General features: G+C 60.4%; 12 protein-coding genes. 4 read left to right on the top strand and 8 right to left on the bottom strand.

Features of this window, described 5'->3' with window-relative positions; translation table 11 throughout:
- Positions 1–63: 63 nt before the first annotated feature.
- Complete coding sequence (locus ACMXYH_RS14545; RefSeq protein WP_415767500.1) at positions 64–2,061, bottom strand: alpha-1,4-glucan--maltose-1-phosphate maltosyltransferase; 1,998 nt, start codon at positions 2,059–2,061, stop codon at positions 64–66.
- Between the two features lie 229 nt (positions 2,062–2,290).
- On the opposite strand from ACMXYH_RS14545, the gene ACMXYH_RS14540 reads away from it, so the two are divergent.
- Positions 2,291–2,455 (top strand): hypothetical protein, encoded by a 165-nt coding sequence (locus ACMXYH_RS14540; RefSeq protein WP_165353285.1) that lies wholly within the window; start codon positions 2,291–2,293, stop codon positions 2,453–2,455.
- A 68-nt stretch (positions 2,456–2,523) separates the two neighbouring features.
- Here ACMXYH_RS14540 and ACMXYH_RS14535 read toward each other — a convergent pair whose 3' ends face one another.
- Positions 2,524–3,024: an MgtC/SapB family protein gene (locus ACMXYH_RS14535; RefSeq protein WP_129443892.1), complete on the bottom strand. Its 501-nt coding sequence runs from the start codon at positions 3,022–3,024 to the stop codon at positions 2,524–2,526.
- A 121-nt stretch (positions 3,025–3,145) separates the two neighbouring features.
- Here ACMXYH_RS14535 and ACMXYH_RS14530 point away from each other — a divergent pair, with 121 nt between their 5' ends.
- From ACMXYH_RS14530 to mapR, 3 genes are all read left to right on the top strand, one after another.
- Positions 3,146–3,379, top strand: a complete 234-nt coding sequence (locus ACMXYH_RS14530) for a DUF3203 family protein (protein ID WP_415767499.1) — start codon at positions 3,146–3,148, stop codon at positions 3,377–3,379.
- 195 nt (positions 3,380–3,574) lie between these two features.
- On the top strand, positions 3,575–5,020 hold the full coding sequence (gene ccoG / locus ACMXYH_RS14525) for a cytochrome c oxidase accessory protein CcoG (protein ID WP_415767498.1): 1,446 nt from the start codon (positions 3,575–3,577) through the stop codon (positions 5,018–5,020).
- A gap of 147 nt (positions 5,021–5,167) precedes the next feature.
- Positions 5,168–6,577 carry a GntR family transcriptional regulator MpaR gene (gene mapR / locus ACMXYH_RS14520; protein WP_129443886.1) on the top strand — a complete coding sequence of 470 codons (1,410 nt, stop codon included), beginning with the start codon at positions 5,168–5,170 and terminating at the stop codon, positions 6,575–6,577.
- Between the two features lie 138 nt (positions 6,578–6,715).
- On the opposite strand, the gene ACMXYH_RS14515 is transcribed toward mapR, so the two are convergent.
- The 6 genes from ACMXYH_RS14515 to ACMXYH_RS14490 all read right to left on the bottom strand — a co-directional run bounded on the left by ACMXYH_RS14515 (position 6,716) and on the right by ACMXYH_RS14490 (position 18,957).
- A complete protein-coding gene (locus ACMXYH_RS14515) occupies positions 6,716–7,462 on the bottom strand; it encodes an SDR family oxidoreductase (RefSeq protein WP_129443884.1) in 747 nt (248 codons plus the stop codon).
- Positions 7,463–7,555: 93 nt separating this feature from the next.
- The gene (locus tag ACMXYH_RS14510) at positions 7,556–9,637 is read right to left on the bottom strand and encodes a putative bifunctional diguanylate cyclase/phosphodiesterase (protein ID WP_415767497.1); all 2,082 of its coding nucleotides are present in this window, start codon (positions 9,635–9,637) and stop codon (positions 7,556–7,558) included.
- Between the two features lie 320 nt (positions 9,638–9,957).
- Positions 9,958–11,439 carry an efflux transporter outer membrane subunit gene (locus tag ACMXYH_RS14505; protein ID WP_415767496.1) on the bottom strand — a complete coding sequence of 494 codons (1,482 nt, stop codon included), beginning with the start codon at positions 11,437–11,439 and terminating at the stop codon, positions 9,958–9,960.
- On the bottom strand, positions 11,436–14,543 hold the full coding sequence (locus ACMXYH_RS14500; protein ID WP_415767495.1) for an efflux RND transporter permease subunit: 3,108 nt from the start codon (positions 14,541–14,543) through the stop codon (positions 11,436–11,438). Before ACMXYH_RS14500 ends, ACMXYH_RS14505 begins: the two co-directional genes overlap by 4 nt.
- Positions 14,540–17,644: an MdtB/MuxB family multidrug efflux RND transporter permease subunit gene (locus ACMXYH_RS14495; RefSeq protein ID WP_415767494.1), complete on the bottom strand. Its 3,105-nt coding sequence runs from the start codon at positions 17,642–17,644 to the stop codon at positions 14,540–14,542. The genes ACMXYH_RS14500 and ACMXYH_RS14495 overlap by 4 nt, the downstream gene beginning before the upstream one ends.
- Positions 17,641–18,957, bottom strand: a complete 1,317-nt coding sequence (locus ACMXYH_RS14490; RefSeq protein ID WP_129443875.1) for an MdtA/MuxA family multidrug efflux RND transporter periplasmic adaptor subunit — start codon at positions 18,955–18,957, stop codon at positions 17,641–17,643. Before ACMXYH_RS14490 ends, ACMXYH_RS14495 begins: the two co-directional genes overlap by 4 nt.
- Positions 18,958–19,332 lie beyond the last annotated feature (375 nt).

Genomic DNA, 19,332 nt, shown 5'->3' with positions numbered 1-19,332 from the left:
TGTTCGGCGCTGACCCGCCGCTATCGCAGGCAAGCCAGCTCCCACATTTGATCTTCGTCAGGCTCAGGAATTGGTAATTCGCCAAATCCCGAACGGTTGATTCGCCGGGTCGATCCGCATGAATTGGTACTTGCCGTGCCAGGTCCAGCGATGACCGCTCATCAAGTCTTCGCCCTGGGTGCTGGCGTCGTCGGGCAAGCCCATTTCCCACAGCGGTAATTCGAAATTCGCTTCCTGGACGTTAAGCGGATCAAGGCTGACAGCCACCAGAATGAAATTGCTGCCATCCGCGCTGCGTTTGCCGAAATACAGAATGTTGTCGTTCCAGGCGTTGTAGACCTTCAGGCCCAGATGCGTCTGCAGCGCCGGGTTCTGCCGGCGGATGCGGTTGAGCTGGGCGATCTCGGCAATGATGTTGCCCGGCGCGTTGAAGTCCCTTGGGCGGATTTCGTACTTCTCGGAATTGAGGTATTCCTCCTTGCCCGGCACCGGTGCCGCTTCGCACAGTTCAAAGCCTGAATACATGCCCCACAGACCGGAGCCCATGGTGGCCAGCGCGGCTCGGATCAGAAAACCGGCGCGTCCTGACTCATGCAAAAACGCCGGGTTGATGTCCGGTGTGTTGACGAAGAAATTCGGCCGGAAGCATTCGCGCCACGGTGACTCATTGAGTTCGGTGAAATAGGTGGCCAGCTCGGACTTGTTGTTGCGCCAGGTGAAATAGGTGTAGCTCTGGGAGTAACCGACCTTGCCCAACCGCGCCATCATCGCCGGGGTGGTGAAGGCTTCGGCCAGGAAGATCACCTCGGGGTACAGCGCCCGCACATCAGCGATCAGCCATTGCCAGAACGGCAGCGGTTTGGTGTGAGGGTTGTCGACTCGAAACAGTTTCACGCCCTCCTCGACCCAACCCACCACGATGTCGCGCAACTCGACCCACAGACTCGGTATCGCATCGCTGGCATAGAAATCGACGTTGACGATGTCCTGGTATTTTTTCGGCGGGTTTTCGGCGTATTTGATCGTGCCGTCCGGCCGCCAGTTGAACCAGCCCGGATGCTGCTGCAGCCATGGGTGATCCTGGGAACACTGAATCGCGAAGTCGAGGGCGATTTCCAGTCCATGTTCCGCGGCCGCCGCGACAAGTCGGCGGAAGTCTTCGCGGCTCCCCAGCTCGGAATGAATGGCTTCATGCCCGCCCTCTTCGCTGCCGATGGCATACGGACTGCCCGGATCGTCCGGCCCGGCGGTCAAGGAGTTGTTCGGACCTTTGCGATAACTGCGGCCGATCGGGTGGATCGGTGGGAAGTACAGCACATCGAAGCCCATGTCCTGGATCATCGGCAGCCGCGCATGCACATCGTTGAAAGTGCCATGACGGGCCGGATCGTCAGTGATCGAACGCGGAAACAATTCATACCAACTGGCGAACTGCGCCAGGTCCCGTTCGACGTCGAGCGGGTACCCGGGGCTGATGCTCAAATAGGTACGATGATCGGCCTGCGTCATCAGCTCGGCGCTACGCTGGTGCAAAAACAACTCGACCTGCTCGATTTCGAGCAGACCCGACAATTCATGGTGCAGCGCCGCCAGCTGTTCACTCAGCTGCCCTTCGGTGCGTTCGGCGGCTTGCTGGACCAGCGTTCGCCCCTCCTGCAACTCCAGGCTGATCGGCACCCTGGCTGCGTGTTTTTTCTCCAGCTCATAACAGAAGCTGGCGAACTGATCGATCCAGGCTTCGATGCAAAACACATAACGGCCCTGGCGCGCGACCCGGAACTGGCCCTGCCAACCGTTATTGCCCAGGTCGGCCATGACTTCGCTTTGCCAGGTTTCCTCGCCCTCGGCGTGCCAGCGCACTCGCACGGCCAACTTGTCGTGACCGTCGGCGAACACTTTGCTGGTCACCACCACGTCCTGACCCACCACGGCTTTGACGGCGAACTGCCCGCCATCGAGGGTCGGCATGGTGTTTTCGATTGCGATGCGCGGTAGCAATAAAGCCTGCGACAGCGGCATATGAGGGTTGTAGTTCAGCTCTGTCGGTTTTTCAGCAGTCATCGAGCATCTCTCCTTTACGCCCCATGGACGCTCTTGTGTCTGTGGCTTGTAACTGGATAGCCATCCCGCAGGATCGTCCGCCCCGGAATGAACTCACTTAGGTTCCGAGCGACAGGCACCGGTAAAGTTCACGAGGATTTGCCTGGGTCTTCGGGGGAATCAATTCCTTTGCATGGTGGTCAACACACTTAAGCACGACTTACGCCATGTGCCACTGGAGACTGAATTTATGAGCATTCCGATCCCTGCCGAAACGCCTGATCCAAACATCGACAGCCCGACCATTCCGCCGACCGAACCTACGCCTGTGCCTGAGCAAGATCCGCCCGGCACCACCCCGCCACCGCGGGAAGAACCGCCAGAGACGATGCCGCCGGTGATCGTTACACCGTAGGAGCTGCCGAAGGCTGCGATCTCTTGATTTGCTTTTCAAGATCAAAAGATCGCAGCCTTCGGCAGCTCCTACGGGGTGTGATCCCTCTCCAGTAATCGCACGATCCTTGGCATCACACTGAAAATAGCCAACGCCAGCAACGTACTAAACACCGCCGTCGCCTCTCGCCCCAACCCGGCCGAGACGCCGATGGCGGCGGTCATCCACAACCCCGCGGCGGTGGTCAGGCCTTTGACGTGCCCCTCGTCGCCCTCGTTGTTTTTCAGAATAGTCCCTGCGCCAAGAAAGCCGATCCCCGCGATCACACCCTGCACCACCCGGCTCATGGCATCGGCCTGCGAGCCTGACATTTGCGGCACCAGCACGAACAGCGCGGCGCCGAGGGCAACCAGCATGTGGGTGCGGACCCCGGCGGCCTTGCCCTTGTGCTCGCGTTCGAAGCCGAGAATCCCGCCCAACACCGCCGCCATCAGCAAGCGCACGGTAATGCGCGTCAGTTGTGAAGCGTCGCCAATGTCGGCGAACTCCGCTTGCAGGGTCACCCAAACCTCATGCCACCATGCGTTCATGGCGTTGTCCTTGTTAAAGGTCGTTTCAGGATGGATCGCGTCGACCATTAATCGGTTGCACAGAACGATGATCCTCGGCTGTGCCCTAACACCTTAGACCCGCAGAAAAAAGGACACCTCCATGACTGTGCGCATCGAAAACCAGACCTGCTTCTTCATTACCGAGAACGGCGAAGAAATTCGTCTGTGTCCCGACGTCACCATCATTACCGACCCGGAAAAAGCCATGTCGGCGGTGGAGCTTGATGGCCAGCGCTTCTACATTACCGAAGCAGAAGCCGACGCATTGACCGTAGCAGGCGCAGTTGACGGGCGTAAGCATTTGAAGGCCACCGACAGTGATTCGGTGATTTGACTGACCCGGATCAATAACACCCGTAGATGCTTGATATAGGCGTCTGCGCCCCGCTTCTGCGGGTGCATCAACTTGTCGCAGGCAGCGGATCAATGTCCATCTGATCCGCTTTTTATTGCATTAGGTGAGTCTGTTATGCAAACAGATCGCCGCTCATAGTGTTCAGGCCTGATGGAGGCTGATGAGCGAAAGACCATGAGCGAAAGAATCCCCGTCCGAACCGTAGAAACCGCCCCTTTAATACAGAACCCTTCAGTGCAGAGCTATGAGCCTTCGCGTCCAAAGATGAAGGCCAAGTCCAACGACAACCTGATCCACACCCGCAGCTTCACCGGTTTATTCCGTACCCTGCGCATGAGCGGCGCGGGGTTTCTGTTTCTGCTGTTCTTCGGCACGGTGTGGTTGAACTGGGGCGGCCGTCAGGCTGTGCTCTGGGACCTCTCCGAAAGCAAATTCCACATCTTCGGCGCAACCTTCTGGCCGCAGGATTTCATCCTGCTGTCGGCGCTGCTGATCATTGCCGCGTTCGGCCTGTTTGCGATCACCGTGTTCGCCGGGCGAGTCTGGTGCGGTTACACCTGCCCACAGAGTTCCTGGACCTGGATCTTCATGTGGTGCGAGAAGCTCACCGAAGGCGAACGCAACCAGCGGATCAAGCTGCAAGCCGCACCCTGGGGCCTGAACAAACTGATCCGCCGCTCGGCCAAGCACACCTTGTGGCTGGCCATCAGCCTGTTGACCGGCCTGACCTTTGTCGGTTACTTCACCCCGATCCGGCCGCTGGCCGAAGAACTGCTGACCTTGCAGATGGGCGGCGTCAGTCTGTTCTGGGTGCTGTTCTTTACCGGCGCGACTTACATCAACGCCGGTTGGCTGCGTGAAGCGGTGTGCATGCACATGTGTCCGTATGCACGATTCCAGAGTGTGATGTTCGACAAAGACACCCTGACCATCTCCTACGACGTCGCCCGTGGCGAAAACCGTGGCCCGCGCAAACGTGACGTGGCACCGGCTGAAGTCGGCCTCGGTGATTGCATCGACTGCCAGTTGTGCGTGCAGGTCTGCCCGACCGGCATCGACATCCGCGACGGCTTGCAGATGGAATGCATCGGCTGCGCCGCGTGTATCGACGCCTGTGATTCGATCATGGACAAAATGGGCTACGCCCGCGGGCTGATCAGCTACACCTCGGAGCATCAATTGCAGGGTGGCAAGACACATTTGTTGCGGCCACGTTTGATCGGCTACACCGCGGTCCTGCTGGTGATGATCGGTGCACTTGCCCTGGCGCTGGTGGAGCGGCCGATGGTGTCGCTGGACGTGAGCAAGGACCGTGGCCTGTTTCGCGAGAACAGTCAGGGGCAGATCGAAAACATCTACAGCCTGAAAGTCATCAACAAGACCCAGCAACGTCAGGACTACCGTCTGACCCTGGTCGACGGCGACGGCTTCCTGCTGCAAGGCAAGACCGAACTGAGCCTGGCCCCGGGCGAGATTGTGGATGTGCCGGTGTCGGTGGCAATGACTACGGAACGGCCGAGCAGCAGTTCGCAGACGATCAGCTTCAAGATTGTCGACAGTGATGAGCCAGAGATCTATAGCGTGGCAAAAAGCCGGTTTGTTGCGCCGATGAATCGTTGAGCCTTTAAGATGCAAAGCCAAAGATCGCAGCCTCCGGCAGCTCCTACAGGTGTACGCCGATCCATTGTAGGAGCTGCCGAAGGCTGCGATCTTGGCGACCTGACTGCCACCCATTTTTTCAATGAATGACACCCATCCAGGCACTCGATGAAACGCTACGAAAAATTCGCCGACGACATCGCTGAACTGATCCGCTCCGGTGTCCTTGGCCCCGGCCAGCGCGCCCCTTCCGTGCGTTACGCCAGCCAGACTTACGGGGTCAGCCCGTCCACGGTGTTTCAGGCCTACTACCTGCTCGAACGCCGCGGCCTGATCCGCGCTCGCCCGCGTTCCGGCTACTTCGTCAACGCGCACGCGCCGAGCCCGTTCTCGGAGCCGGTGATCAGCAGCCAGGTCAATGAGTCCACCGAAGTCGACGTCAGCGAACTGGTGTTCTCGGTCCTTGACTCGATCAAGGACCCGAACACCGTGCCCTTCGGCTCGGCCTTCCCCAGCCCGACCCTGTTCCCGCTGCAGCGCCTGTCCCGCTCCCTGGCCAGTGCCGCCCGCGAGATGGACCCGCGCATGGTCGTCACCGACATGTCTCCGGGCAATCCGCAACTGCGTCGACAAATCGCCCTGCGCTACATGGTCGGCGGGCTGATGCTGCCCATGGAAGAACTGCTGATCACCAACGGCGCGCTGGAAGCGCTGAACCTGTGCCTGCAAGCGGTCACCGAGCCCGGCGATCTGGTGGCCATCGAAGCCCCGGCGTTCTACGCCTGCCTGCAAATACTGGAACGGCTGAAGCTCAAAGCCGTGGAAATCCCTGTGCATCCGCGCGATGGCATCGACCTTGGCGTACTCGCGCAAACCCTGGCACGGCACCCGATCAAGGCTGTCTGGTGCATGACCAGTTTCCAGAACCCGATGGGCGCGACGATGCCCGAGGCGAAGAAACAGGAACTGGTTGAGCTATTGCGTAGCCATCAGGTGCCGTTGATCGAGGACGACGTCTACGCCGAACTCTATTACGGCCAACAAGCGCCGAAACCGGCGAAGGCGTTTGATACCGAAGGGTTGGTGATGCACTGCGGTTCGTTCGCCAAAAGCCTGGCCCCCGGCTACCGCATCGGTTGGGTCGCCGCCGGGCGCTATGCGCAGAAGATCGAACGACTGAAACTCATGACGTCGCTGTGCGCGTCGATGCCCGCCCAGGCAGCCATTGCCGATTACCTGCAACACGGTGGCTACGACCGGCACCTGCGAAAACTGCGCTACGCCCTTGAAGAACAGCAAAGCGCCATGCTCGCCGCCATCGCTCGCTACTTCCCGGCGCAAACTCGCGTCAGCCAACCGGCCGGCGGTTACTTCCTGTGGCTGGAGCTGCCACCGCAGATGGATTCGCTGAAGTTGTTTCAGATGGCGTTGGCGCAAGGGATCAGCATTGCGCCCGGGCCGATTTTTTCACCGACCCAGCGCTTCAGGAATTGTATCCGGCTGAATTACGGCAGCCCCTGGGATGAGACAGCCGAGAAGGCGATGGAGACGTTGGGCCGGATTGTGCGATCGTTCTGAAGGTTTGATGGCGTCACGACTGACGCCTTCGCGAGCAAGTCGGATCGCCGCACCGCCGCTCCCACAATTGAACGCATTCCAATGTGGGAGCGGGCTTGCTCGCGAAGAGGCCAGATCAGACAACAACGAATCTATAGGTTAACGCCCGCCACCGAGGTCAACGAATGTCCCGGTCGCATAAGAAGCCTTATCCGACAGCAACCACACAATTGCTTCAGCCACTTCCTCCGGACGCCCGCCCCGAGCCATCGGAATCGCCGACTCCAGCTTGCTGACCCGATCCGGGTCACCGCTCAACGCATGGAAATCGGTGTAGATGTAACCAGGACGCACCGCGTTGACGCGGATGCCTTCGCCAGCCACTTCTTTGGACAGGCCGATGGTGAACGTATCCAGCGCACCTTTCGATGCTGCGTAATCAACGTATTCACCGGGAGCGCCCAAGCGTGAGGCCACCGAGGACACGTTAACGATGCTGCCACCCTGCCCGCCATGCTTGGGCGACATGCGCAGGATCGCGTGTTTGGCGCAGAGGATCGGCGCCAGGACGTTGGTTCTGAGGATTTTGAGAATACGGAATTCGGACATTTCATCGACTCGGGACTTATGCCCGACGGTGCCGGCGTTGTTCACCAGTGCCGTGACCCGGCCCAACTCAGTGTCCACGCGGTGGAACAGCGCGATCACTTCATCTTCAATGCTGACGTCAGCGCGCACTGCGATGGCTTGGGCGCCGAGAGCGCGGACTTGCTCCAGCACAGTTTGCGCAGCGGATTCGTCGGCCAGGTAGTTGATGCAGATCCGATAACCTTGTTCGGCGGCCAACAGGGCTGTGGCAGCGCCGATACCGCGGCTGCCGCCGGTGATGACGATGACTTTGTCCATGCGAATTTTCCCCCATTCCAAGCGTTAGCGGTCGAGGGCAAGAATAACCGTCATCGCTGGCTTTTGCATGGGCTCACATCAATCACATTGTTATCAACTCACCGCCAATTGCTCTGCACGCAGAATATCGACCATGAAGCGTTCGGCCGGCAACGGGTGCCCGAGCAGATAACCCTGCAGCGAATCACAACCGAGTTGCGTCAGGAAGTCTTGCTGCGAGTCGGTCTCCACCCCTTCGGCGACGATCCGCAACCCTAGCGCCTGACCTAGGGCGACGATGGCGGAAACGATGGCGGCGTCATCGCTGTCACGCTCCAGATCGCGGACAAAACCCCGGTCGATCTTCAGTTCGTTGGCCGGCAAGCGTTTGAGGTACATCAAACTCGAATAACCGGTGCCAAAGTCATCGATCGACAGGTCGACCCCCATTGTCGACAGCTCCTGAAGCACCGTCATGCTCGCATCGGCATCGCTCATGGCGGTGGTTTCCGTGATCTCGAGGGTCAGGCTGTTGGCCGGCAAATGGTGAGTGGCCAAGGCTTTGGCGACGCTCTGGACCAGGCCCGCGTGGCAGAACTGCAAGGCTGAAAGGTTCACTGCGATGCGCCAGTCGGTGTACCCGAGCACGTACCACTCGCGCATCTGACGGCAGGCTTCGTTGAGCACCCATTCGCCAATCGGAATGATCAGCCCGGTCTTTTCCGCCAGTTCGATGAACTTGTCCGGGAGCAACATGCCCTGGGTCGGATGCACCCAGCGCAGCAGCGCCTCGGCACCGACCGGCCGGCCATTGTTGGCATCGAACTTGGGTTGGTAATAGAGACTGAATTGTTGCTGATCAATGGCGATACGCAAGTCTTGCAATAACTGCAGCTGTTTGCGCGCGTTGCTGTTCATCGAGGCATCGAAGAAGCTATAGCCGTTTTTCCCGGCACCCTTGGCGTGATACATCGCCGCGTCGGCGTTCATCAGCAATTCCTCGGCGGTTTCACCGTTGCCCGGATAAATCGCGATGCCGACGCTGGCGGAAATCTGCAAGTCATGTTCAGCGACCCGGAACGAACGCCCGATCACCCCAACTTGACGGGCCGCCAGGCTCAATGCGTCATTCTGCTCGCCGAGTTGCACCAGCAATACGAACTCATCACCGCCGATCCGTGCCAGGGTGTCCTGGCTGCGCAAATCCTCGCGCAGGCGCAAGCCGACCTCACGCAACAACAGATCGCCCATATGGTGCCCAAAGGCATCGTTGACCGGTTTGAAACCGTCCAGATCGATGAACATCAACGCGAAACAACCGCCCTGCTCGCGCACCATGGACATCGCCTGATCGATGCGGTCAGCCAGCAACACGCGATTCGGCAGGCCGGTCAGGGTGTCATGCAGCGCCAGTTGGGTCAGTTCGCGGTTGGCCTCGGTCAATGAGTGGGCAAGGCCTGCGGTGCGGGCCTCAAGGCGCGCATCGAGGATCGAGGTCAACAAGGCAAGGCTCAACACTGCCAGGGTGGTGATCAGCACCAGATTGTCCAGGCCCTTGCCGTTCAGGCCGCTGACGGCCGCGCCACAGAAGCTGCCATCCGGGAAACGCGCTGCCGCCATGCCGGTGTAGTGCATGCCGACGATCGCGAACCCCATGATCACCGCCGCACCGCCACGGATCAGGCCGACATAAGGTGTGTGCTGGCGCAGGCGGAAAGCGATCCACAACGCGGCGCCCGAGGCGACTACGGCGATCAGCAGCGAGGCGCCGAACAGCGTCGGATCGTAATCGATACCCGGCTGCATGCGCATAGCGGCCATGCCGGTGTAGTGCATGGCGCTGATCCCGGAACCCATGACCAGCGCGCCGAACGCCAATTGCCACGCTGGCAATTGTGGCTGGCTGACCAGCCACAGGGCAAAGCCGCAGGACAGGATGCCAATCAACAGTGACAGCAATGTGATGCCGACGTCGTAACCGAGGTCGATGGGCAATTTGAACGCGAGCATGCCGATGAAATGCATCGACCACACGCCAACCCCCATGGCAAAGGCGCCGCCAGCCGTCCATAGATGCACAGCCCGGCCCTTGGCCGTGGCGATGCGTTCGGTCAGGTTGAGCGCGGTATAGGAGGCGAGAATCGCCACAAAAAGCGAGATGATAACCAGCGTGGGGGAATAGCTACCGATAAGCATGAGACTACTCGCGACAGCCCTCCGTTCTCGGGGGGCAAATCGGGCGATTGTACTGATTACGCAAAAGAACGCACTGACAAAATAAGCAAATGGCCATCAAGCCGATGAAACACTTGTTTGATACCTCGCGGCGGCCGCGTTCACCTGCAGCTGCCGGGCCTGCGAGGCTGCGTTCGGCTGCGAAGCAGTCGTAAACCCGGCACACGCGGTCTTCCTGAAACACCGTGTCGTCTGATTTCACGACTGCTACGCAGCCGAACGCAGCCTCGCAGGCTCGACAGCTGCTACGGAGTCTCGACTTGCCGTCAGAGAATGTGTCGCTATTCTTTGTCGCTCACCTGTAGCTGACCATCCCAGCCACCGCCCAGTGCCGCGATCAACTGCACACTGGCAATCAACCGGCTCTGCAACAGGCTCAGCACGCTGCGTTCATTGTTCAACGCTGTGGCCTGAACGACCACCACGCCCAGATAAGCGATCACACCGGCTTTGTACTGGTTCTGGGTCAGGCGCAAGGACTCTCGCGCCGCGTCCAGTGCTTCCTGGCGCACGCCCGCTTCGTCTTCCAGGACCTTGAGCTGCACCAGATAGTTTTCCACCTCACGGAAACCATCGAGCACGGTCTGGCGGTACTTGGCCACGGTCTCGTCGTAGGCCGCTTCGCTGCGGTCAACTTCCGCGGAGCGCTGACCGCCGTCGAACACGGTCATGGCCAATTGCGGTCCGACCGACCAGAAGCGGTTCGGCACGCTGATCCAGTTGGCATAGGTGCTGCTGCTATAGCCGCCGTTCAGGCTCAGGGTCAAATCCGGGTAATACGCAGCCTTGGCCACGCCGATGTTGGCGTTGGCCGCCATCACCGAACGTTCAGCGGAGGCGATGTCCGGGCGCCGCTCGAGCAATTGCGAAGGCAGGCTCAGCGGTATCTCGGGCAACGCAGGGATGTCTTTGGTTTCTGCCAGGCTGAACTCGGCCGGCGGTAGCCCGATCAGTACGGCAATGGCGTTCTCGAATTGAGCGCGCTGCCAGATCAAATCAACCATGTCAGCCTCGGTGCTTTTGAGCTGAGTCTGAGCCTGAGCCACCGCGTCCTTGCCGGAGACACCGGCGCGGTATTGGTTTTCGGTCATTGTCAGCGAGCGCTGATAGGCCTCGACCGTCGCTTCCAGCAGGCGTTTCTGCTCGTCGATCACGCGCAGTTGCAGATAGTTCTGCACCAGTTCCGACTGCTGGCTCAAGCGCATCGCCGCCAGATCGGCAAAACTCGCCTCGGCGTTAGCAGTGTCGGCTTCAAGGCCTCGGCGCAGCTTGCCCCAAATGTCGGCTTCCCAACTCACCCCAGCCTGTGCGGTGTAAGTGTCGCGAATCCCGCTGGAAGAACTGGTCAGGCTCGAACTGCTGCTGCCGGTGCCCTGGCTGGAGCGGTTTTTCCCGACGGTCAGGTCCACGGTCGGGAAAAACGCGCCACGGGCACTGCGCACCAAGGCCTGGGCCTGACGGTACTGGGCTTCGGACTGCGCGACGGTCTGGTTGGAACTGTTGAGTTTTTCGATCAGGCCATTGAGCCTCTGATCGCCATACAACTCCCACCAGGCGCCACGAGCCAGAGAATCGCCGGGATTGGCCTGACGCCAGCCTGCCGCTTCCTTGTATTGCGCCGGCGCAGCCGCTTGCGGGCGCTGGTAATCCGGGCCGATGGCGCAGGCGCTGAGCATCGCCACGCACAGCGCCAGGCTCAACAAACGCGAGCCTCGGGCCGTTACCAGCGGTGCAGCCAGAGTGATAAGCGAACGGTCAGTCATAGCGGAGTTTCCAGAGCAGCATCGGTACGCACCCCACGCCAGTGGTTGAAACGATGGCGCAGTTTGTCGAGATAGAGGTAAACCACCGGGGTGGTGTAAAGGGTCAGCACCTGGCTGAAGATCAGCCCGCCGATGATGGTCAGGCCCAGCGGCTGACGCATTTCCGCACCTTCGGCGCGGCTCAGTAGCAACGGCAACGCGCCGAGGATCGCCGCCAGGGTGGTCATCAGAATAGGCCGCAGACGTTGCAAGCAAGCGCTGCGAATCGATTCCAGCGGCGCCATGCCCTGATGCCGTTCCAGCTGTAACGCCAGGTCGATCATCAGAATGGCGTTTTTCTTCACCACGCCGATCAGCAGGAACAGCCCGAGCAACGAGATCAGGCTGAACTCACCGCCCAGCGCATAGATCGACAGCAACGCACCGACCCCGGCCGACGGCAAGGTCGAGAGAATGGTCAGCGGATGGATATAGCTTTCATACAGCACACCGAGCACCAGATACACCGCCACCAGCGCGCCGAGAATCATCCAAGGCTGGCTCTTCTGGGTCGCGGCGAAGGCGTCGGCGGTGCCGGCCATTTTCACGATCACGTCTTCCGGCATACCCAGTTTGGCGATAGCCCGCTCGATGGCCGCTGTGCCCTGCTCCACCGTCACGCCTTCGGCCATGTCGAAGGAAATGCTCTCGGAAGCGAACTGGCCTTCGTGGCTGACGCGGTCGTCTTCCAGGCTGTTTTCGTAATGAGCGATGGTCGAGAGCGGAATCCGCGCGCCGTCAGCGGTGATCACCTGAACCTGTTTGAGGGTGATCGGGTCCTGGGCATATTTCGGATTGACCTCCATGACCACCTGATACTGGTTAAGGCTGTCGTAAATCGTCGAAATCTGCCGCTGGCTGTAGGCGTTGTTCAGCACTGCGGTGACCATGTCCATGTCGACACCCAGGCGTTTGGCCTGATCACGATCGACGATCAGGGTCACCTGCTGGGCGCCACGGCCTTCACGGGCATCAATCGCCGTCAGCTCCGGCAACGCCTTGAGTGCGGTAACGACTTTCGGATACCACTCGCGCAACTCGCCAAGGTCGGCGCTTTGCAGGATGTAGGAATACTGGGACGTGGTCTGTTCACGACCGCCACCAAACTGCAGGTCTTGATCGGCCATCAGCATCAGCTGCGCACCGGCGACCTTGGGCATTTCCTTGCGCAGGCGTTCGATGACCTTTTGCGCAGAAATGTTTCGCTCCTTGATCGGTTTCAGCCGCACCAGCATGAAGGCATTGTTGGTGCCGTTGGTGCCGCCGATGAAGCCGGCGACACTTTGCACCGCGTCATCCTTGAGCACGGCACGGCGGAAGGTTTCCATTTTCGGCTGCATCACACTGAATGACAGCCCGTCGTCGCCGCGCACGAAACCGATCAGCTGGCCGGTGTCCTGCTGAGGTAAAAATGTTTTAGGAACAACGATATACAGCGCAATGTTAACGCCGACTGTCACTATCAGGGTAAGCAAGGTCAACCGGCGGTGACGCAGCACCCAGTCGAGGCTTGTGGCGTATTTGCCGACCATCCACTCGTTGGCGCGCTGACTCCAGCGCTGCAAACGGTTTTCCTCACCGGGTGTATGCGGCTTGAGCCAGCGGGCGCAGAGCATCGGGGTCAGCGTCAAGGAGACCACCAGCGACACCACGATGGACGCCGCCAACGTGATGGAAAACTCGCGAAACAGGCTTTCGACAATCCCGCCCATGAACAGGATCGACAGGAACACCGCCACCAGCGAGACGTTCATCGACAGCAAGGTGAAGCCGACTTCCTGCGCCCCGAGGTACGCGGCCTTCATCGGCGGTACGCCTTTGTCGATGTGCCGGGAAATGTTCTCCAGCACCACTATGGCATCGTCCACCACCAGCCCGGTGGCCAGAATCAGCGCCATCAGCGACAGGTTGTTCAGGGAGAATCCGTAGAGGTACATGACCGCAAAGGTGCCGACCAGGGACACAGGCACCGCAAGGGTCGGAATCAGCGAGGCGCGGAAGTTACCGAGGAACAGGAACACCACCAGAATCACCAGCGCCACGGCAATCAACAGGGTCATTTCCGCTTCGTGCAAGGTCGCCTTGATCACCGGCGACCGGTCCATCGCCACGTTCAGCTTCACGCTGGCCGGCAACACGGCCTGCAACGCCGGCAGTTGAGCCTTGATTTCGTTGACCGTCTCGATGATGTTGGCGCCGGCCTGACGGTTGATCACCAGCAGTACCGCCGCGTCGTTGTTGAAGAAGCCGCTGTTGTAGCGGTCTTCGACGCCGTCGCTGACCTTCGCCACGTCCTTCAAGCGCAAGGCCGCGCCGTCCGCGTAGTGAATGATCAGCGACTCGTAATCCTTGGCTTTCTCGAGTTGATCGTTGGCCTGAACCTGCCACAACCGCTGGCCATCTTCGACCGACCCTTTTGGCCTGCGTACGTTGGCGTTGGCGATGGTGTTGCGCACATCGTCCAGCGCCACGCCGTACTGGTTGAGCGCCTGCGGCTCGAGTTCGATGCGCACCGCCGGCAAGGAACTGCCGCCGATCTGCACTTCGCCGACGCCCTGCACCTGAGACACGCTCTGGGACAGAATCGTCGAGGCCAAATCGTAGAGTTGGCCCTTTTCCAGTACGTCGGAGGTCAGCGACAGCACCATGACCGGCGCCTGGGACGGGTTGACCTTCTTGTAGGTCGGCATGCTGCGCATCCCGCTCGGCAGCAAATTGCGCGAGGCGTTGATTGCCGCCTGCACTTCCCGCGCCGCGCCGTTGATGTCGCGGTCCAGGTCGAACTGCAAAATCACCCGGGTCGAGCCCTGGCTGGAGCGGCTGCTCATGGTATTGACCCCGGCGATGGCGCCGAAGGAGCGTTCCAACGGCGTGGCCACCGTCGAGGCCATGACCTCTGGGCTCGCACCGGACAGACTCGCCTGGACCACGATCACCGGGAAGTCCATCTGCGGCAACGGCGCCACCGGCAACAGGCCGAAGCTCACGCCGCCCAGCAGCAGGATCGCCAGGCTCAGCAACATCGTCGCGACCGGGCGCTTGATGAAAGGTCCGGACAGGTTCATGGCTGTTCTGCCGCTTCCACGGCTTCAGGCTTGCGACCCCAGCGCCGACCGAGGCGGTCGAAATACAGATAGATGACTGGAGTGGTAAACAACGTCAGCACCTGACTCACCAACAAGCCGCCCACCATTACCAGACCCAACGGTTGACGCAGTTCCGCGCCGGAGCCGGTCGCCAGCATCAGTGGTACTGCGCCGAACAACGCGGCCAGTGTGGTCATCAGAATCGGCCGGAAACGCAGCAGCGCCGCCTGATAGATCGCCGTTTCCGGGTCCATGCCCTGATTGCGTTCAGCGTCGAGGGCGAAGTCGATCATCATGATCGCGTTCTTTTTCACGATACCGATCAGCAGGATGATGCCGATGATCGCGATCATGCCCAGGTCATTGCCGCTCAGCAGCAACGCCAGCAAGGCGCCGACCGCCGCCGAGGGCAAGGTCGAGAGAATGGTGATCGGGTGGATGTAGCTCTCGTAGAGCACGCCGAGCACGATGTACATGGTCACCACTGCCGCCAGAATCAGGAGCAAGGTGCTCGACAGCGACGCCTGGAATGCCTCGGCCGCGCCCTGGAACTGGGTCTGCACGCCAATCGGCATGCCGATGTCTTTCTGCACCTGGTCGATGATCTCCACCGCATGCCCCAACGCCACGCCGGGCGCGAGGTTGAAGGACATCATCACTGCCGGGAACTGACCGATATGAGTGATCGCCAGCTGCGCCTGACGCTCCTCGATGTGCGCCAGACTGGACAGGCGTACTTGTCCGCCGTCGGTGGTTTTCACGTGAATCTGATTCAGCGCATCCGGGCCGATCTTCTCGCCGGCCTGCGATTGCAGCACCACGCGGTATTGGCTGGCCTGGGTGTAGATGGTGGAAATCTGCCGCTGACCAAAGGCGTCGTACAGCGCATCGGTGATGTTCGACACCGACACACCGACCCGCGACGCCGCATCGCGGTCGATCACCAGATAGACCTGCAAGCCCTTGTCCTGCAAATCGCTGGCGACGTCGGTCAGCTCTGGCCGTTGGGCCAGGGCTTCCACCAGACGACCACTCCATAGACTGAGCAGCTCGGAATCCGGCGACGACATGCTGAACTGGTATTGAGTCCGGCTGACGCGGTCTTCGATGGTCAGGTCCTGCACCGGCTGCATGAACAGGCGAATGCCGATGAGTTTGTCCAGTTCCGGTTGCAGACGTGCAATCACCTCGGTGGCGCTCAGGTCGCGATTGCTGTGGGATTTTAGGTTGATCAGTAGACGACCGCTATTGAGCGTCGAGTTGTCACCGTCGACGCCGATGTAGGACGACAAGCTCTCCACCGCCGGATCCGCCAGAATCACTTTGGCCAGTTCCTGCTGACGTTCACTCATGGCCGCAAAGGAAATCGACTGCGGCGCCTCGGAAATGCCCTGGATCACCCCGGTGTCCTGCACTGGAAAGAAGCCCTTGGGCACCACCATGTAAAGGAACACGGTCAACGCCAGCGTGCCGATGGCCACCAGCAGGGTCAGCGGTTGATGCTTGAGAACCCACTTTAACTTGCGCCCGTAAGCCGCGATCATCCAATCAATTGTGGCGCCGCTGGCACGGTAAAAACGCCCCTGTTCTTCTTCCTTCGGTTCACGTTTGAGCAAACGCGCGCACATCATCGGCGTCAGGGTCAGGGACACCACCAGGGAGATCAGGATCGCCACCGCCAGGGTGATGGCAAACTCGCGGAACAACCGCCCTACCACGTCGGCCATGAATAGCAGCGGAATCAGTACGGCGATCAGCGACAGGGTCAGGGAGATCAGGGTGAAGCCGATCTGCTTGGCGCCCTTGAGCGCCGCATTCAGGGGGCTGTCGCCCTCTTCGATAAATCGGGAAATGTTCTCCAGCATGACAATCGCATCGTCCACCACGAAACCGGTGGCGATGGTCAGTGCCATCAGGGTCAGGTTGTTGACCGAGAAACCCGCGAGGTACATCACGCCGAAGGTGCCGATCAGCGACAGTGGGACCGCGACCGACGGAATGATCGTGGCGCTGGCCCGACGCAGGAACAGGAAGGTCACCATCACGACCAGCGCAATGGCGATCAACAATTCGTGCTGCACGTCGGTGACCGAGGCGCGGATGGTCTGGGTACGGTCGGTCAGCACGGTGACTTCGAGACCGGCCGGCAGGTTGTCGGTGATGCTCGGCAGCAGGGCTTTGATCCGGTCGACCACTTCGATGACGTTGGCGCCAGGCTGACGCTGGATGTTCAACAACACCGCCTGGTTTTCATTGGCCCACGCCGCCAGACGCTCGTTTTCCGCGCCATCGACGATCTCTGCCACATCCTTGAGCCGCAACGGCGCGCCGTTGGCGTAGGCGAGGATCAGGTTGGCGTAGTCCTTGGGCGAGGTCAGTTGATCGTTTGCATCGAGCATCGACACCCGGGTCGGGCCGTCGAAGTTGCCCTTGGGCTGGTTGACGTTGGACGCGCCGATCAAGGTGCGTACGTCCGACAGGTTCAAGCCATTGGCCGCCAGCGCCTCGGGGTTGACCTTGATCCGCACAGCCTGACGCTGGCCGCCGGCAATGCTGACCATGCCGACGCCGCTGATCTGGGCAATTTTCTGCGCCATGCGCGTGTCGACCAAAACATTGAGCTTGGGCAGCAGCATGGTCTTGGACGTAATGGCCAGGGTCAGCACCGGGGTGTCTGCCGGGTTGACCTTGTTGTACACCGGCGGCGCCGGCAGGTCCTTGGGCAGCAAATTGGTCGCGGCGTTGATCGCCGCCTGCACCTGCTGCTCGGCGACATCCATGTTGATGTCGAGGCTGAAACGCAGGGTCAGCACCGACGCGCCGCCGGAACTGGTCGAAGCCATCTGGGTCAGGCCGGGCATCTGCCCGAATTGACGCTCAAGGGGCGCTGTCACGGCGCTGGTCATGACATCCGGGCTGGCACCGGGGTACAGCGTCATGACGCGGATGGTCGGGTAATCGACCTGAGGCAATGCCGACACCGGCAACAGCCGATAGGCGATCACGCCGGCCAGGATAATGGCCAGCATGCTCAGGGTCGTGGCGACCGGGCGAAGGATGAACAGCCGCGAGATGTTCATGCGCCGCCCTTTTTCGCCTTGTCGGTGGTCGTCGCGTCAGGCACCGTGGCGGCCGATTTGCCTTGCAGGTGCTCGGTCGGGGTGGTCGGTACATCCTTGGTGTCGTTGACCACTTCCACTTCGCTGCCTTCCTTCAAGCGGTCGGTGCCTTCAAGGACCACGCGATCCCCGGGGGCCAGGCCTTCGGTAATCACGGTGTTTTCACCGTCACTGGCGCCGACTTTCAACTGACGAATCGCGACTTTCTTGTCGCCGTCCAAGGCGTAGACAAACGTGCCGTTGGTGCCGAACTGAATCGCTGCCGAAGGTGCAAGCACCACGTCTTTGAGGGTGTCGGCCAGCAGGTGGACGTTGACGAACTGGTTCGGGAACAGCGCCTGATCGCGGTTCTCATAACGAGCCTTGAATTTCAGGGTGCCGGTGGTGACGTCGATCTGGTTGTCCAGGCTCTGCAAGACGCCGGTGGCCTGCAACTTGGTGTCGCCACGGTCCCAGGCTTCGGCGGGCAGTTTGGCGCCGGTGCGATAACGGGCCAGCACGGTCTCCAGGCTGTTTTCCGGCAAGGTGAACGCAACGCTGATCGGTTGGGTCTGGGTGATGATCACCAGCGCGGTGGTGTCGTTGGCCGCCACCAGGTTGCCGACATCCAGCTGACGCAAGCCCACACGCCCGGCAATCGGGGCGCGGATCTTAGTGAATTCCAGATTGAGCTTGGCGTCGTTGACCGCCGCCTGATTGGTTTTGACCGTGCCCTGATACTGGCCCACCAGCGCTTCGGCGGTGTCCAGGGTCTGCTTGGCAATACTGTCTTCGCGATACAGGCCGCGATAGCGTTCCACATCGACCTGGGCGTTTTTCAGTTGTGCCTGGTTCTGCAGCAACGTGCCTTCAGCCTGAAGCAAGGCGTTCTGGTAAGGACGCGGGTCGATTTCAGCCAGCAGATCGCCAGCCTTGACCATCTGCCCTTCCTCGAAGGAGATCTTCATCAGCTCACCGCCGACGCGGCTGCGCACATTAATGGTGTTCAGCGCCGTCACGGTGCCCAGCGCCTTGTAGTACAGCGGGAAGTCGCCCTTGACTGCTGGCGCGACACGCACTGGAACAGGTCCGGTCGCCCCGCCGAAACCTGGACGCATCCCCCCCGACCTGCCGGTATGGCCGGCAACGGCTTTTTGCCCTGCGCCCTCTTTTTGGGCAGTGCCGGCGGGCCAGAATTTCCAGCACAGGCCAGCGATGACCAACAGGACAAGCAGGCCGAACAGCCAGCGACGGGGACTACGGGAAACGGAGGATTGCATGGAATGATCAACCATTGGGCGCGTGGGCTTCTTCTACAGGAGGCTGAACGATAAGCACTGGCGGGCATTAAGCAAAGCGGCTTTACCGGCAATTTACCTTTGGCTTACGTAACAGGATGTTTTGCCAAGACACTGAATCACAAATGAAAACGGCCTGGACAGAGGGGGCGTTCTCACTGAATTCCCCCGTCGCGCCGGGTCTGCTGTTGTGCAGGGCAAGGCGCGAGAAGCGTGGTTTGGTCATTCCAAATAAGCTTCGAGCAACGCAGCCCTGCACAACAGCAGGCCCGGCCCTTCGGGTTGTGCCTTAAAGCGGGCCAGCCTGCGTTGCAGGCCTTGGGAAGGGAACAACCATTACCAGCGGCCTGCGCCTTGCCTGGCCCGCTTTAA

The organism is Pseudomonas frigoris, from assembly GCF_047758635.1.
GTDB lineage: Bacteria > Pseudomonadota > Gammaproteobacteria > Pseudomonadales > Pseudomonadaceae > Aquipseudomonas > Aquipseudomonas frigoris.
Note: the sequence above shows the minus strand (reverse complement) of the source record. Positions and strands in the feature narration are given on the sequence as shown.

Coding starts and splice junctions, on each gene's coding strand:
- ACMXYH_RS14545 (WP_415767500.1), bottom strand. CDS start 2,061: ATGACTGCTGAAAAACCGACAGAGCTGAACTACAACCCTCATATGCCG.
- ACMXYH_RS14540 (WP_165353285.1), top strand. CDS start 2,291: ATGAGCATTCCGATCCCTGCCGAAACGCCTGATCCAAACATCGACAGC.
- ACMXYH_RS14535 (WP_129443892.1), bottom strand. CDS start 3,024: ATGAACGCATGGTGGCATGAGGTTTGGGTGACCCTGCAAGCGGAGTTC.
- ACMXYH_RS14530 (WP_415767499.1), top strand. CDS start 3,146: ATGACTGTGCGCATCGAAAACCAGACCTGCTTCTTCATTACCGAGAAC.
- ccoG (WP_415767498.1), top strand. CDS start 3,575: ATGAGCGAAAGAATCCCCGTCCGAACCGTAGAAACCGCCCCTTTAATA.
- mapR (WP_129443886.1), top strand. CDS start 5,168: ATGAAACGCTACGAAAAATTCGCCGACGACATCGCTGAACTGATCCGC.
- ACMXYH_RS14515 (WP_129443884.1), bottom strand. CDS start 7,462: ATGGACAAAGTCATCGTCATCACCGGCGGCAGCCGCGGTATCGGCGCT.
- ACMXYH_RS14510 (WP_415767497.1), bottom strand. CDS start 9,637: ATGCTTATCGGTAGCTATTCCCCCACGCTGGTTATCATCTCGCTTTTT.
- ACMXYH_RS14505 (WP_415767496.1), bottom strand. CDS start 11,439: ATGACTGACCGTTCGCTTATCACTCTGGCTGCACCGCTGGTAACGGCC.
- ACMXYH_RS14500 (WP_415767495.1), bottom strand. CDS start 14,543: ATGAACCTGTCCGGACCTTTCATCAAGCGCCCGGTCGCGACGATGTTG.
- ACMXYH_RS14495 (WP_415767494.1), bottom strand. CDS start 17,644: ATGAACATCTCGCGGCTGTTCATCCTTCGCCCGGTCGCCACGACCCTG.
- ACMXYH_RS14490 (WP_129443875.1), bottom strand. CDS start 18,957: ATGGTTGATCATTCCATGCAATCCTCCGTTTCCCGTAGTCCCCGTCGC.